This is a genomic window from Rhodobacter capsulatus, assembly GCF_052363185.1.
GTDB lineage: Bacteria > Pseudomonadota > Alphaproteobacteria > Rhodobacterales > Rhodobacteraceae > Rhodobacter > Rhodobacter capsulatus_E.
In genome coordinates, this window is sequence record NZ_CP198955.1 from 1573819 (window position 1) to 1589394 (window position 15576).

Sequence of the window (15576 nt, forward strand, 5' to 3'; positions counted from 1 at the left end):
CGTGGTATACAGGAACTTGCTTTGACCCGCTGGCATGCCCGCGGTATAGCGGCGTCAATGGGCCACATGGCCTTTGGGGGTGCCTCTTGATCCGCTTCGTCCTGTCTTCGCTCGGGGGTCTCTTCTCCTGGATCGTCACCGCGCTGGTCTTTGTCGCGCTGACGATCGGCGGCATCTTCTACATGTATTCGCGCAACCTGCCCAGCCACGAACAGCTGGCGCAATACACGCCGAAAACGATCAGCCGGATCTATTCGGGCGAGGGGCGATTGATCGACGAATTCGCGCAGGAACGCCGGATCTTCGTTCCGATTCAGGACATTCCCGACATCGTCAAGGAGGCCTTCGTCTCGGCCGAGGATCAGAATTTCTACATCCACAAGGGCTATGACGCCCAAGGCATGCTGGCCGCGCTTTACGCCGCGGTGAAATCGGGCGGGCGCGACATGCGCGGGGCCTCGACGATCACGCAGCAGGTGATGAAGAACTTCCTGCTTGATGGCTCGCGCTCGGCTGAACGCAAGATCAAGGAGCTGATCCTGGCCTCGCGCGTCGAACAGGCTCTGTCCAAGGATCGCATCCTCGAACTTTATCTGAACGAGATCTTCCTGGGGCAGAATTCCTATGGCGTCGCCGCGGCGGCCCAGACCTATTTCAACAAGCCCCTGACGGAACTCACGATCTCCGAGGCGGCCTATCTGGCGGCGCTGCCGAAGAAACCGGCCGAACTGCATCCGGTGCGCAACTACGAAGAGGCGCGGCTGCGGCGCAACTATGTGCTGCGGCGGCTTTACGAAGACGGTCACATCACGAAAGCGCAGCTGGAGGCCGAACAGGCGACCGAGCTGCGCACGGTGCAGCGCGGCGATTACGAGACCTTCCGCCAGGCCCTGCCGCCGCGCGACTATTTCACCGACGAGATCCGCCGCCAGCTGTCGAAAAGCTTCGGCCAGGATGAATTCTTCGGCGGCGGTCTGACGATCCGGGCGACGGTCGATCCGAAGCTGCAGCGGCAGGCGGCAAAGGCGCTGCAGCAGGCGCTGGAGAAATACGACCGCGGGCAGGGTGTGTGGCGCGGCACCGGGGTGACGCTGGCCGCCGATCAACTGGGCGAGGAAAGCAGCTGGCGCGCGGCGCTGGCGGCGGTGCCGACCGACAAGGCCCCGCGCGATGTCGAGGGCTGGCATGTGGCGGTGGTGCTGGAGCTGACCGACAAGGAGGCCCGCATCGGCATCGAGGGGGTGGACGAAGACGCGGACGGGCACTGGATTCCGGCCGCCGACGTGACCTGGGCGCGCAAGCGGCTGGCCGATGGCAAGCTGGGGGTGCGGGCGAAACGGGCCTCGGATCTGGTCGATGTCGGCGATGTCGTGCTGGTGCGCGCGGTGACGAAGGACGACGACGGCAGTTTCCTGCGCTGGTCGCTACGGCAGGTGCCGATTGTCGGCGGCGCCTTTGTTGCGATGGACGTGCATACGGGGCGCGTTCTGGCGATGCAGGGCGGCTTTTCCTATCAGGCCTCGGTCTTCAACCGCGCGACGCAGGCGATGCGGCAACCGGGGTCGAACTTCAAACCCTTCGTCTATGCCGCGGCGCTCGACAGCGGTTTCAGCCCCGAAACGATCGTCGTCGATGCGCCGATCGAGGTGGACACGCCGCAGGGGCTGTGGCGGCCGAAGAACGCCTCGAACAAATATTACGGGCCGACGCCTTTGCGCACCGGGCTTGAACAGTCGCGCAACCTGATGACGGTGCGGATCGCGCAGGAAGTCGGCATGGATGTGGTGGCGGGCTATGCCGAGCGCTTCGGGGTCTATGATCCGATGGGGCAGTTCCTGGCCAATTCGCTCGGCTCGCAGGAAACCACGATGTACAAGCTGATTTCGGCCTATGCGATGTTCGCCAATGGCGGGCAAAGGGTCGAGCCGACGCTGGTCGACCGGGTGCAGGACCGCTGGGGGCGCACGATCTATCGCCATGACGCGGCGACGACCTGCCCCGATTGCGAGACACCGGATCTGCCCGCGGGGCAGGGGCCGCGGGTGCGCTCGGACCGCGAACAGGTGATCAATGCGATCACCGCCTATCAGATGATCTCGCTGATGGAAGGCGCGGTGAGGCGCGGCACCGGGACCGGGGTCAACCTGCCGGTGCCGGTGGCGGGCAAGACCGGGACGACGAATGACGCCAAGGATGTGTGGTTCACCGGCTTCACCTCGAATATCGTGGCCTCGTGCTACATGGGCTATGACCAGCCGCGCACGCTGGGGCCCGGCGCCTATGGTGGCACGCTCTGCGTGCCGGTCTTCAACGAGTTCATGCAGGAAGCGGTGAAGGATTACGGCGGCTCGAGCTTCAAGGTGCCGCCGGGGGGCTATTGGCAGAAATACAACCGCTTCACCGGCGAGAAACTGCCTGATACGGCCACGGGCGATTATGTGCAGGCGGAATATCTGCGCGAGGGCCAGGAGATGCGCTCGCTGGGTCAGATCGTCGATGGCGGCTTCGCGATGGGCGAGAACCTGCCCCTGTTCGCGCAGGGCGAGACCGATACCGAGACGACGGCGGTCACGACCTCGACCGGGGCGCAAAGGGTGATCCCGAAGAAGGCGACCTTCGGCTCGCTCTCGGCCGGCGGTCTTTACTGAGGGGATTTCGCCGCGCAGGCGCGGCGACCCGGGCGGGGGCTCCGCCCCCGCACCCCCGGCGTATTTGCGCCAAGAAAAAGCCCGGGGCACGTTCCGGGGCTTCTGCTTTCACCTTGGTGCAAATATCCCGGGGGGCCGAGGCAAGGCCTCGGCGGGGCGGAGCCCCGACTTTCCCCGATCCGCCAAGCCGAAAAAGGGGCCCCGCAGGGCCCCAGGTTTCGCAAGGATGCGAAGGGGAGGTCAGTGACCGTAGACCGCGCGATGCGCGAGGTCCGCGGCATCTTGCGGTGAAATCCCCAGATCGCGGCTCAGCCGCGGGCTCAGCCGGGCGATCTCGTCGCGGGTGCGGCGATAACGGGCGTGACGTTCGGCAGAGGCGATCAGGCGGGAGAGGAGGCGTTTCATCGTTCAGGTCCAGGTGGTCAGTTTTCTTGACCGGAAGATGCGCTTTCCGTGGCCTTCCGGCAACCGACGTTCCGGCAATGCCGCGATGCGGCGCCTGCAAGGGTTGTTTCCGGGGCATCGCCGCCATGCAAAAGGGGCAGCCCTGCGGCTGCCCCCTGAAATGGTCCGGATCTTGCGATCAGATCAGCTTGCCCATCGCCACGGCGGTATCGGACATGCGGTTCGAGAAGCCCCATTCGTTGTCATACCAGGTCAGGATGCGCACCATCGTGCCCTCCATCACCTTGGTCTGGTCCATGTGGAAGACCGAGGAATGCGGGTCGTGGTTGAAGTCCGAGGACACGTTCGGCGCATCGGTGAAGCCCAGAACGCCCTTGAGCGGGCCGGTCGCGGCGGCACGGATCGCCTCGTTCACCTCGGCAACGGTGGTGGCGCGCTTGGCTTCGAACACGAGATCGACCACCGAGACATTCGGCGTCGGCACGCGGATGGCGACGCCGTCGAGCTTGCCCTTCAGTTCCGGCAGAACCAGACCCACGGCCTTGGCGGCGCCGGTCGAGGTCGGGATCATGCTCAGCGCGGCGGCGCGGGCGCGATAGAGATCCTTGTGCATCGTGTCGAGCGTCGGCTGGTCGCCCGTATAGCTGTGGATCGTCGTCATGAAGCCCTTTTCGATGCCGATCGCATCATTGAGGACCTTGGCCACCGGCGAGAGGCAGTTGGTGGTGCAAGACGCGTTCGAAACGATGATGTCGTCTTTCGTCAGCGTGTCATGGTTGACGCCGAAGACGATGGTCTTGTCGGCATTGTCGCCGGGCGCCGAGATCAGCACGCGCTTCGAGCCGTTCTGCAGGTGGGCGGCGCATTTTTCCTTGGAGGTGAAGATGCCGGTGCATTCCATCGCCACATCGACATCGCCCCAGGGCAGTTCCGCCGGGTTGCGGATCGCGGTCACCTTGATCGGGCCGCGGCCGACGTCGATCCAGTCTTCGCCGGTCGTCACCGTGGCCGGGAAGCGGCCGTGAACGCTGTCGAAACGCAGCAGGTGGGCGTTGGTTTCCACCGGGCCGAGATCGTTGATCGCCACCACTTCGATATCGGTCCGTCCCGATTCGATGATCGCGCGCAGCACGTTGCGCCCGATGCGTCCGAATCCGTTGATCGCCACCTTCACCGCCATCTCAGCCTCCTTTGGCTCGGTCCTCAAGTCGCCGCTACCTTGGTCAAGACGCCGGAAAGGTCAACAGAAGAAAGCAATTTCGGCACAATTTCGGCCCCGCGCCGGGGCTGGGCGGGGCTGTTCGCGCTCGCGCAAGCGCTAACGCCAGAAGGCGATCCAGTCGATCAGCAGAAAGGTCTTGCGGGCCAGAAACAGAAATCCCGCGCCCTGTGCGAAAACCGCGTCGATCAGCACGGCCAGAACCAGAAGCAGCCCCAGCCGGATCGCGATGGTGTTGGTCATCAGCCGCCCTCAAGGTCCGGGCCGGTCAGGCCAGCCCGCCCGTCACGTTAGCCGAGCCGCGCGCCGGGGGAAAGCCGGGGGCCGCGCGGCGGTTATTCCGAATCCTCGGCCACAAGGAAGATCTCGCCCTTCGCTTCAAGCTCGCGGATCGCGTTGACGATTTCGTTCATCGCCTCCTCGACATCCTTTTCCTTGACCTTGCCAAGGTTTGCCATCTCGTCGCGCAGGTTCTGCGCCATCCGTTGCGACATGTTGGCGAGGATGAAGGTGGCCGATTTCTCGGCATCGCCCTTGGCGCCCGCCAGCGCCAGAATAAGCTTGGCCTGATCGACGGCGCGCAGGATCTTCGGAATGTCGCGCGGCTCGATGCGGGCATGGATGTTGGTGAAGGTGAAGATCGCCTTGCGCACCTGTTCGGCGAATTCCTTGTCGTCTTCTTCAAGCCCCTTGAGCACGGAATCGCGGGTGACGGCGGGCGAGAAGTTGAGGATCGCGCCGACGCGTTCGACCGGGCCGGTCTCGAAGGCCTTGACCGGGGCGGCATCGAGCTGATCGGCAAGTGCCGCGCCGATGCGCTGCACGGTTTCCGGCGCGACATTGCCGGTCAGCGACACCGCATAGGTCAGCCGCCGCGCCCGGTCCGCCGGCATCTTGCCCAGCAGCTCCGCCGATTTCGACACCGAGAGTTTCGACAGCATCACCGCCCCCACTTCGATGCTTTCTTCCATCAGCACCGGCAGCAGCAGATCGGCCGAAAGGCCCGTTACCCGCTCCCACGGATCGGCGCGCGAGGTGCCCGAGGCCATGCGGCGAATGCGCGTCGCGGCCGAGGCCGAGAGCTGACCGTCCAGAAGTTTCAACGCCCCATCCAGCCCGCCGGGGAAGGCCAGCCCCACCGCTTCCAGTTCGGCGCAGAATTCCTCGACCACCTGATGCAGCGTGTCGCGGTCGATCAGCCGCATCTGCGCGATCGATTCGGCCAGCTGTGTCTGCTGATCGTCCGAAAGCTCCATCAAGGGCAGCTTCTGCCCCTCCGACGACAGCAGCCGCACGATGATCGCCGCCTTTTGCCTGCGCGACAGCGACGGGCGCGTCTGCCCGGGCATGGCCAGGTGACCAAGCTGCGATCTGGGGGTGATGGCGTTCACGAGAATCTCCGATCCGTCTGTCCGGAGAGCTTCGCAGCAAGCGGTTAAACCGCCGTTATCAGCGCCCGGGCAGGGGCAAGAAACCTGCCCGGGCATGTGTTCCGCGCCGTCGCTTACGCGCCGAAAACGCGCCTTTTACGGTTTGCGCTTTGTCGCTTACGCGCCGAAAACGCGGGCGAAAATCGTGTCGACGTGCTTGGTGTGATAGCCCAGATCGAATTTCTCCTCGATCTCGGCGGGCGACAGCGCGGCGGTCACTTCGGGGTCGGCCAGAAGCTCGGTCTTGAAATCGGCGCCCTGTTCCCAGACCTTCATCGCATTGCGTTGCACCAGACGGTAGCTGTCCTCGCGCGAGACACCGGCCTGCGTCAGCGCCAGAAGCACCCGCTGGCTCATCACCAGGCCTTTGAACTTGTTCATGTTCTTCAGCATGTTCTCGGGATAGATCACCAGATTTTCGATCACCCCCGCCAGCCGGTTCAGCGCGAAATCCAGCGTGATCGTCGCATCCGGGCCGATGCCGCGCTCAACCGAGCTGTGCGAGATATCGCGTTCATGCCACAGCGCCACATTCTCCATCGCCGGGACGACGCACATCCGCACAAGGCGGGCCAGACCGGTCAGGTTTTCCGTCAGAACCGGATTGCGCTTGTGCGGCATCGCCGAGGAGCCCTTTTGCCCCGTGGAGAAAAACTCTTCCGCTTCAAGCACTTCGGTGCGCTGCATGTGGCGGATTTCAATGGCGCAATTCTCGATCGAGGAGGCGATGACGCCAAGCGTCGCAAAGAACATCGCATGGCGGTCGCGCGGAATGACCTGGGTCGAGATCGGTTCCGGAATCAGACCCAGCTGCGCGCAGACATGTTCCTCGACCCGCGGGTCGATATTGGCAAAGGTGCCGACGGCGCCCGAAATCGCGCCGGTGGCGATTTCCGCACGCGCATTCACCAGACGGGCGCGGTTGCGATCCATCTCGGCGTAGAAGCGCGCGAAGGTCAGGCCCATCGTGGTGGGTTCGGCATGGATGCCGTGGCTCCGCCCGATGCGCACCGTGTCCTTGTGCTCATAGGCGCGCTTTTTCAGCGCCGCCAGAACGCGGTCCATGTCTTTCAGAAGAATATCGCAGGCCCGCACCAGCTGGATGTTCAGCGTGGTATCCAGAACGTCGGACGAGGTCATGCCCTGATGCACGAACCGCGCATCATCCGAGCCGATATGCTCGGCCAGATGGGTCAGGAAGGCGATCACGTCATGCTTCGTCACCGCCTCGATCTCGTCGATGCGGGCGACGTCGAATTCGACGTCCTTGGCACGCCAGACCGCCTCGGCATTGGCTTTCGGGATCACGCCAAGGGCGGCCTGCGCGTCGCAGGCATGGGCCTCGATCTCGTACCAGATCTTGAATTTCGTGGCGGGTTCCCAGATGTCGACCATCTCTTTGCGGGCATAGCGCGGGATCATGGGCAGGCCTCCTGCTTGTGACGGGGTTGCCGGGTGCATAGACTGAGACCCCGAACGGGGCAAGGCAAAGGGCGGGTCAGGATGCCGCAATTGAACGATTTCCGCGGTGTCTGGACGCTTTCGCGCCATATCCTGCAGGCCGATGGCCCCGAGGGGCGGTTTGCGGGCCAAGCGGTCTTCACGCCAGAGGGCGCCGGGCTGCGCTATCACGAGGCGGGGCAGCTGTTCCTGACGGGCGAGGTGCCGATGCAGGCCGAACGCGACTATCTGTGGCACGCCGAGGGGGCGCAGATCGTCGTGCGCTTCGAAGACGGGCGCGACTTTCACCGCTTCGACCCCGAGGCGGCCGCGGCCGCGCATTGGTGCGACCCGGATGACTACCGTGTCCGCTACGATTTCGCAGCCTGGCCCGCTTGGTCTTCGGAATGGCGGGTCACGGGGCCGCGCAAGGATTACGTAATGATCTCGCATTACACTCGGGCCTGAGGGGTCACCCTCCTTTGCCGCCCGGCGAAGTCACCCCCGGAGGGGCCGGCCCGAAACGCCCCGGGGTCATGCGTCTTCTCCGGTTTCGGCCACCGAAATCTCCGGGGGTGAGGTCGTCGGGCGGGGATTTTGCGCCAAGCGCGGCACCCGCCCGCCCCGCGTCGCGAAATCCCGCGCAGCACAGCTTGTAACCGTCTTGAAAACCTGCAAATCAGGGACAGAATAGGCAGGGGCGGAATGCGAGGGAGGCGCCATGACGAAGCGTGAGGCCGCGGGGCCGGGCCCGGGTCGGCTGCGTCATCTGGGGCCGTTGATCATCGGCTTTTCGCTCCTTGGTCTGGGGCTCTTTGCGCTTCATCATCTGCTCAAACCCGTCGATTTCGCCGATGTGATCGCGCAGATGCGCGCGACGCCGCTGGAAACGCTTGCCATCGCGCTTGGCGCCACCGCGCTCGGCTATGGGGCGCTGATCGGCTATGATTTCTGGGCGCTGCAATATCTGGAAAAGAAACTGCCGCTGCGGGTCGTCGCGCTTGGTGGCTTTCTGGGCTATGCCTTTGGCAATACGATCGGAATTTCGGTGCTCTCGGGCGGGGCGGTGCGCTACCGGATCTATTCCGCCTTCGGGCTGAACGCTTTCGAGGTGGCGGCGCTGGCCTCTTACATCGCGCTGGCCATGGGCACGGGGCTGTCGCTGGTGGGGGTCTTTGCGCTCGCCGCGCATCCGTCGGCGCTCAGCGGGCTTTTGCCGCTTTCGGAAACCACGATCCGGGTGCTGGCGCTGACCGGGGGCCTTGGCACTTTGGGGCTGCTTTACGCGCTGGGGATTTCCGGCCGGGTGCTGCGCATCGCGCGTTTCGACATCGCCATGCCGCGCCCGCGCATCCTGACCGGGCAGATGATCATCGCGCTCTTCGACAGTTGCATGGCGGCGCTGACGCTTTATGTCCTCTTGCCCGCGGGCGCCCCCGATTTCGTCACCTTCCTGGCGATCTATGCCACCGCCACGATGATCGGCGTGATCACCCATGTCCCGGGCGGCGTCGGCGTTTTCGAGACCGTCGTCATCGCCGCCATGCCCAAGGGCACCCCGGTCGGAGAGGTCGCCGCGGCGCTGTTGATGTTCCGCATGATCTATTACCTGCTGCCCTTCGCGCTGGCTTTCGTGATCGTGTCGCTGAACGAGGCCCGTCTTGCAGGTGGTTGGGCGCGCAGGCTTTTTGGCGATATCTCGGAACCGATGCGCCCCGCCTTCAAGGCGATTGGCGGCATGGCACCCTGGCTTTCCGGCGCCTGGGCCTTCGGCTTTGGCGCCTATCTGATGGCGGTGTCGATCCTGCCCACGGTGCGGCCCCTGCATGACCCCGACGACCTTGTCGGGCTGATCCTGCTTGAGGGCGGCGCGCTCGTTTCGGCTGTCACCGGCGTCGTGCTGGTGATCCTGTCGCATGGGCTGATCCGCCGCGTTTCGGGCGCCTTCTGGCTGACGCTTCTGACGCTGGGCGGCGGCATCGTCGCGGTCTTGCTGCGCAGCTTCGACATTGAAAGCGCGGCGCTTCTGGCGCTTGGCGCGCTCGCGCTCTGGCCGTTCCGCGGCGAGTTCTACCGACAGGCCAAGATCACCGAGGGCGTGCTGGGCCCGGCCTGGATTGCGCTGGTCACCATCGTCATCGCTTCGGTGGCGCTGTTCTTTGCCTTCATCCATGCCGCGACGCCCTATTCGCACATGTTCTGGTTCGATTTCGCGCAGGATGCGAATGCGCCGCGGTCGCTGCGCGCAGGCGTCACCGGCTCGGCCGTGCTGGTGATCTTCACCATTTTCCTTGCGCTCAAACCCTCGTCGAAGCAACGTCCGCAGACCATGGCGCAGGCGCTGCGGCTGGCGTCGGAAATCGTCGCGGGCCAATCCGATCCGCAGGCCTGTCTGGCGCTGTCGGGCGACAAGGAATTCCGCTTTGCCGACAGCGGCACCGCCTTTCTGATGTTCGCGCGGCGGCGCAAGTCCTGGGTCTGCATGGGCGATCCGGTCGGCGATCAGCGCTATTTCGACGATCTCGGCTGGGGCTTCGTCGAGGCGGCGCAACAGGCCAATTGCCGCCCGGTCTTTTACGAGCTGTCCGAGCGTCACGTCCCCTTCATGATCGAGATGGGCCTTGCCGCGCACAAGATGGGCGAAGAGGCGGTGGTGAACCTGACCAAGGCCTCGCTTTCGGGCACGCGGCTTGCCGGGCTGCGCACCGCTTACGAACAGGCCCGGCGCGAGGGGCTGCGCTTTGCCGTGCTGGCCCCGCCGCATGCGCCCGAGCTGATCGCGGCTTTGAAGCCGATCTCGGAAAGTTTCCTCAAGCATCGGATCGGACATGAAAAACGCTTCTCGGTCGGGCGGTTCGATGCGGCCTATCTGAACCGCTTCCCCCTGGCCGTGATGTGGCGCGGGGCAGAGCCCGTGGCTTTCGCCGCGATGCTGGCGCCGGGCGCGGGGAACCGCGTCGCCATCGACGTGATGCGCTACCGCCCCGAAGATGCGCCCGCGCTGATCGGCTTCATGTTCTTCGCGCTGATCGACCATTACAAGACCGCGGGGGCCAGCGAGCTGAGCCTTGGGCTGGCGCCGCTCTCGGGTCTGGGCACGCGGCGCACGGCGCGGCTTTGGGACCGGTTCGGGCCGCTGATGTTCCGCCACGGCGGCGCATTCCGCAGCTTCGATGATCTGCGGGCGTTCAAGGCGCAATTCGGTCCGGAATGGCGGCCGCGCTACATCGCCCTGCCGGTCGGCGTTTCGCCGATGGCGGCGATGGCCGATGTCTCGGGCTTGATCGCGGCCGGGCGCAGCGGGATCTTGCGGCGCAAGCCGGGCTGATCAGCCGTCATAGCCCTGCATCAGGCGCAGCCGCAGCGCGGCATTGTCCGAGGCGATCATGCCCGGGATCAAAAGCGCGTCGATCGCCCACCACAGCGCCACGAAGGCCAGCGGCAGATAGCCCACCAGAAGCACCGTCAGCGCCGAGCCGAGGCCGAACAACACCAGCATCAGAAGGCCGGAGATCCAGCGCCCCAGATAGAAGCGGTGCACGCCGAAGAAACCCAGGAAAAACCACAGCAGATAGGCAACAAGGGCCGAGCGGCTGTCATTGGCCACGCGGGATTCGATGTAAAGCGCACGGGTGTCGTTCATGTGAACCTCCTTCACATGGATCTCATATGGGGAGGGCTGATCCGCAATCAAGGCCGGGGCGGCTCAGCGGGCGTAAACGGCGGTCCAGAAGGTGGTCTTGCCATCGGCGGCGGTGGCGGTGCCGATGCCGAAATCGCGCAGATGCGGGATCGTGATATTGGCCCGGTGCTTGGGAGAGGCGCTCCACTGTGCCAGCGTGCCGGTCAGTTCGAACCGCCCGGCGGCGATGTTTTCGGCAATGGTTTGCGGCCGGTAGCCCATCTGCCTTGCGCGCGCCATCGGCCCGGTGGTGGCGCTGCCCGCATGGGTCATCGTGCCCCGGTTCGCCATGTCGCAGGCATGGGCGGCGGCGGCACGGTCAAGCGCCGCATTCGCGCGCAAGGGCGGCAGGCCCGCTTGCGCCCGCGCCGCATTGGTCGCGGCAAGCCCGGTCGCCGCCATCGCCGCGCTGGTCGCCGGGCAGCTGGCCCGCCCGGCGGCGGCCACGGCGATATCGCCATGCCCATCCGTCCAGACCACCTTGCCCGGCAGCCGCGGCCCCGGTGCCGACACCGTCTCGGGCGGCGGGGCGGTGGGGGCGGCGCCGCAGGCGGCCAGACACAGCAGGGCAACAAGGGCGGCGGGGCGGGTGAACATCGGGAACTCCGGTCTGGCACGGTCCGAGGGTAAACCAGCCCCACGGCGGAACAAAACGGGATTTAGCAGCAAGATGAGACGAATGCGATACAACTTTCGCGGTGCTGCCGGTTGCGCGCGGGAAACCGCCGCCGCCCCGGGTCAGAGCCGCTCGACCACGCCGAACCAGCCCTTGCCGCGCCAGGTTTCAAAGCCCTCGGTGCGGTGAAAGCCCATCAGCCCGGCGCCGCGGGCACACCAGCCATTGGCTTGCTCGCCGGGCAGGTCTATCTGCGTGATGCGCTCCGCCCCCGGGCCGCGGGCGGCCAGAACCCGGCCCCGCGCATCGACCAGATAGCCGCGCATCTCGCCGTCGTCGGCGCAAAAGCGCAGGCTTTTCAGCACCGCCTCGGCCTGCGGCGCCCAGTCGAACTGCGTCACCAGAAGCCCGATCACCTGACCGTTCCGCGCGCCGCCCGTCCGCACCGGCGTCGCCCAGGCCATCGTCGCCCGTCCGCCCAGATGCGCCGAGGTCTCGACATCGCCCGCCACGAAACCATCGCCGTCCCGCACCGCCATCGCGGCGGAAAACCAAGGCGCCCCAGAGACTTGCGCGCCGGTCACCGGAAAGCGGCCGGGCCGTCCGTTGGCCAGAACGCGGCCATCGAGCCCGACGAGCCAGATGTCCGCATAGACCGTATAGGCGTCAAGGATCACGCCAAGCCGCTGCCCCGCGCGGCGCAGCCGGTCGCGGTCCTGATCTTGCGCAGCGGCGACCAGATCGGCATCGGTCGCCCACCAGCGCACATCGCAAGAGCGTTCATAAAGATTGCGGTCGATCAGATCGACGGCGGTAAAGGCGCAATCCACCAGCCGCGTGCCGGTCGCCGCGATCGACAGCTGCGACACCATCTGTTCGAGCCCCGAGAGCCGCGCCTTCAGCGTCTCGCCCAGCTGGTTCGCGATCTCGCCGATCTGCCCCGAGACCTTGCGCACCTCCTCGGCCACCAGCGCGAAGCCTGCGCCCTGCTGGCCGACCCGCGCCGCCTCGATCCGGGCGTTCAGGCCCAGCACGTTCATCTGCTTGGTGATCTGCGCGATCCGGTCCACCGTGACGCCGGTGATTTCGGACGCATCCCGTGTTTCCGATGCGATCGAGGCAAGGGTTGGGGCGTTGGTCATGCGTTCCTCGAAGATGTTGTGGTCCGCTGCAGTTAGGCGTCGCATCCTTAATCCCGGGTGAATCCTTGCGATCCTCTGAACAGGCTTTACCAAAATGCCGCAGAACGCAAAAAGGCGGCCCTGCGGCCGCCTTTCGCATCACCTTGCCCGCAAAACGGGCGGTTTGAAAATCAGGCCTTGGCCAGATTGCGCAAAACGTAATGCAGCACGCCGCCGTTCTTCAGATATTCGATCTCGACCTCGGTATCGATCCGGCTCTTGATCATGATCTTGGTCAGCGTGCCATCCTTGCGCAGGATCGTGCAGGGCACCAGCGACAGCGGCTTGATCTCGCCTTCAAGGCCCTCGATCGTCACCACCTCGTCGCCGGTCAGGCCCAGCGACTTGCGGGTCTGCCCGTCGGTGAATTCAAACGGAATGACCCCCATGCCGATCAGGTTCGAGCGGTGGATGCGCTCGAAGCTTTCCGCGATCACCGCCTTGACGCCCAGAAGGTTCGTGCCCTTGGCCGCCCAGTCGCGCGAGGAGCCCGCGCCGTATTCGATGCCGCCAAAGATCACCAGCGGGATATTCGCCGCCTGATAGGCCATCGAGGCGTCGTAGATCGAGGTTTGCACCCCGTCCGGCCCCTTGGTGTAGCCGCCTTCGACACCGTCGAGCATCTCGTTCTTGATGCGGATATTGGCGAAGGTGCCGCGCATCATCACTTCATGGTTGCCCCGGCGCGAGCCGTAGCTGTTGAAGTCCTTCGCCTCCACGCCGCGCTCGGTCAGGTATTTGCCCGCGGGGGTCGAGGGTTTGAACGAGCCCGCCGGGCTGATGTGGTCGGTGGTGATCATGTCGCCCAGCACCGCCAGCACATGCGCGCCGGTGACGTTCGAGATCACCCCCGGTTCCTTGGCCATGCCGCGGAAATAGGGCGGATTCTGGATATAGGTCGAGGCGGCGGGCCAGTCATAGGTCTCGCCCTCGGTGGTTTTCACGCCCTGCCAGTTCGCATCGCCCTTGAAGACATCGGCGTATTTCGCAAGGAAGGCCTCGCGCGTGACGCATTTCTCGACCAGTTCGGCGATTTCCGCGTCCGAAGGCCAGATGTCCTTCAGGAACACCGGCTTGCCATCCGGGGTGGTGGCGATGGCTTCGGTGGTCAGGTCGATGTTCATGTCGCCCGCGATGGCATAGGCGACGACAAGCGGCGGCGAGGCGAGGAAGTTCGCCCGCACATCGGGGCTGATCCGGCCTTCGAAGTTGCGGTTGCCCGAGAGCACGGCCGCCGCCACAAGGTCATGCTCGTTGATCGCCTTGGAGATTTCCGGCGTGCCGAGCGGGCCCGAGTTGCCGATGCAGGTGGTGCAGCCAAAGCCGACGATGTTGAAGCCGAGCGCGTCCAGATCGTCCTGCAGGTTCGCGGCTTTCAGATATTCCTCAACCACTTGCGACCCGGGGGCGAGCGAGGTCTTGACCCAGGGCTTCGCCTTCAGCCCCAGCGCGCGCGCCTTGCGGGCGACAAGCCCTGCGCCGATCAGCACATAGGGGTTCGAGGTGTTGGTGCAGGACGTGATCGAGGCGATCACCACCGAGCCGTCGCCGACGGTGTAGTCCTTGCCATCGACCGAAACCGTTTTCACGGCCGTATCGGCCGCGCCCTTGGCGGTGCGATAGTCGGCCACGACCTTGGCGAAGGTCGTTTTCGCATCGGTCAGCGGCAGATAATCCTGCGGCCGTTTCGGCCCCGAGATCGCCGGAACGATGGTCGACATGTCCAGTTCCAGCGTCGAGGAATAGACCGGCGCGTAATCCGCCCCGCGCCAGAAGCCGTTTTCCTTGGCGTAAGCCTCGACCAGAGCGATGCGGTCCTCGGTGCGGCCGGTCTGGCGCAGATAGCGCAGGGTTTCATCGTCGATCGGGAAGAAGCCGCAGGTGGCGCCGTATTCCGGGGCCATGTTGGCGATGGTGGAGCGCTGCGCCAGCGGCAGCTTGTCCAGACCCTCGCCGTAGAATTCGACGAATTTGCCCACAACGCCGTGTTTGCGCAGCATCTGCACGACCTTCAGAACAAGGTCGGTGCCGGTGCAGCCCTCGCGCAGCGCGCCGGTCAGCTTGAAGCCGACGACCTCGGGGATCAGCATCGACACGGGCTGGCCCAGCATCGCCGCCTCGGCCTCGATCCCGCCGACGCCCCAGCCCAGAACCGCCATGCCGTTGACCATCGTGGTGTGGCTGTCGGTGCCCACAAGCGTATCGGGGTAGGCGACCAGATCGCCGTTCTGATCTTTGTCGGTCCAGACGGTCTGGGCCAGATATTCCACGTTCACCTGATGGCAGATGCCGGTTCCGGGCGGCACGACGCGGAAGTTTTCAAACGCGCCCTGACCCCATTTCAGGAACTGGTAACGCTCCATGTTGCGCTCGTATTCCAGTTCCACGTTGCGCTGGAAGGCGCGCGGCGTGCCGAATTCGTCGATCATCACCGAATGGTCGATGACCAGATCGACCGGGACGAGCGGGTTGATCTTTTTCGCGTCGCCGCCAAGCGCCTTGATGCCGTCGCGCATCGCGGCAAGGTCAACGACCGCCGGAACGCCGGTGAAATCCTGCATCAGCACGCGGGCCGGGCGATAGGCGATTTCGCGCGGGTTCTTGCCGCCCAGTTTCGCCCAGTCGCCAAAGGCCTTGATATCCTCGACCGAGACCGAGAAGCCGCCGTCCTCGAAGCGCAGCAGGTTTTCCAGCACCACCTTGAGCGCGGCGGGCAGGCGCGAGAAATCGCCGAGCCCCGCGGCCTCGGCCGCCGGGATCGAGTAATAGGCGTAGCTCTGTGCGCCGACCTGAAGCTGGCGACGGGTCTTGGCGGTATCCTTGCCGGTGACGACGGTCATCTGGGTGGGCCTCCCATGGCTGAAAGAATGCGTTATCGCGTGTTTGCCCGATGCGACGGAGTCGTTCAAGGGGGGCTCTGCATTTTTGTATACCATTGCACACCGATTTTGTCGC

General features: G+C 65.1%; 12 protein-coding genes. 3 read left to right on the forward strand and 9 right to left on the reverse strand.

All coding sequences use genetic code 11. From position 1 onward, the window contains the following. The first annotated feature begins 86 nt into the window (after nucleotides 1-86). On the forward strand, nucleotides 87-2648 hold the full coding sequence (locus ACTTAG_RS07865; protein ID WP_444464946.1) for a penicillin-binding protein 1A: 2562 nt from the start codon (nucleotides 87-89) through the stop codon (nucleotides 2646-2648). A 240-nt stretch (nucleotides 2649-2888) separates the two neighbouring features. On the opposite strand, the gene ACTTAG_RS07870 is transcribed toward ACTTAG_RS07865, so the two are convergent. From ACTTAG_RS07870 to purB, 5 genes are all read right to left on the reverse strand, one after another. Then, entirely contained in the window at nucleotides 2889-3053 is a 165-nt protein-coding gene (locus tag ACTTAG_RS07870; RefSeq protein ID WP_444464947.1) for a DUF1127 domain-containing protein, read from the reverse strand. 178 nt (nucleotides 3054-3231) lie between these two features. After that, a complete protein-coding gene (gene gap / locus ACTTAG_RS07875; protein ID WP_444464948.1) occupies nucleotides 3232-4233 on the reverse strand; it encodes a type I glyceraldehyde-3-phosphate dehydrogenase in 1002 nt (333 codons plus the stop codon). A gap of 138 nt (nucleotides 4234-4371) precedes the next feature. Then, complete coding sequence (locus ACTTAG_RS07880) at nucleotides 4372-4515, reverse strand: glyceraldehyde-3-phosphate dehydrogenase (RefSeq protein WP_444464949.1); 144 nt, start codon at nucleotides 4513-4515, stop codon at nucleotides 4372-4374. 92 nt (nucleotides 4516-4607) lie between these two features. Further along, nucleotides 4608-5663, reverse strand: coding sequence for a flagellar motor switch protein FliG (locus ACTTAG_RS07885; RefSeq protein WP_444464950.1), 1056 nt, complete (start codon nucleotides 5661-5663; stop codon nucleotides 4608-4610). 156 nt (nucleotides 5664-5819) lie between these two features. After that, entirely contained in the window at nucleotides 5820-7124 is a 1305-nt protein-coding gene (purB, locus tag ACTTAG_RS07890; RefSeq protein WP_444464951.1) for an adenylosuccinate lyase, read from the reverse strand. Between the two features lie 81 nt (nucleotides 7125-7205). On the opposite strand from purB, the gene ACTTAG_RS07895 reads away from it, so the two are divergent. Together ACTTAG_RS07895 and mprF are read left to right on the forward strand one after the other, a co-directional pair. Further along, the gene (locus tag ACTTAG_RS07895) at nucleotides 7206-7610 is read left to right on the forward strand and encodes a DUF6314 family protein (RefSeq protein WP_444464952.1); all 405 of its coding nucleotides are present in this window, start codon (nucleotides 7206-7208) and stop codon (nucleotides 7608-7610) included. 253 nt (nucleotides 7611-7863) lie between these two features. Then, nucleotides 7864-10470 carry a bifunctional lysylphosphatidylglycerol flippase/synthetase MprF gene (gene mprF, locus ACTTAG_RS07900; protein ID WP_444464953.1) on the forward strand — a complete coding sequence of 869 codons (2607 nt, stop codon included), beginning with the start codon at nucleotides 7864-7866 and terminating at the stop codon, nucleotides 10468-10470. Here the strand turns inward: mprF and ACTTAG_RS07905 are convergent, their stop codons facing one another. The 4 genes from ACTTAG_RS07905 to acnA all read right to left on the reverse strand — a co-directional run bounded on the left by ACTTAG_RS07905 (nucleotide 10471) and on the right by acnA (nucleotide 15461). Next, nucleotides 10471-10785, reverse strand: coding sequence for a TM2 domain-containing protein (locus ACTTAG_RS07905; protein WP_444464954.1), 315 nt, complete (start codon nucleotides 10783-10785; stop codon nucleotides 10471-10473). A 63-nt stretch (nucleotides 10786-10848) separates the two neighbouring features. Further along, nucleotides 10849-11421, reverse strand: a complete 573-nt coding sequence (locus ACTTAG_RS07910; RefSeq protein WP_444464955.1) for a CAP domain-containing protein — start codon at nucleotides 11419-11421, stop codon at nucleotides 10849-10851. 141 nt (nucleotides 11422-11562) lie between these two features. Beyond that, the gene (locus tag ACTTAG_RS07915) at nucleotides 11563-12582 is read right to left on the reverse strand and encodes a methyl-accepting chemotaxis protein (RefSeq protein WP_444464956.1); all 1020 of its coding nucleotides are present in this window, start codon (nucleotides 12580-12582) and stop codon (nucleotides 11563-11565) included. A 170-nt stretch (nucleotides 12583-12752) separates the two neighbouring features. Then, nucleotides 12753-15461: an aconitate hydratase AcnA gene (gene acnA / locus ACTTAG_RS07920; RefSeq protein WP_444464957.1), complete on the reverse strand. Its 2709-nt coding sequence runs from the start codon at nucleotides 15459-15461 to the stop codon at nucleotides 12753-12755. Between the last annotated feature and the right edge of the window lie 115 nt (nucleotides 15462-15576).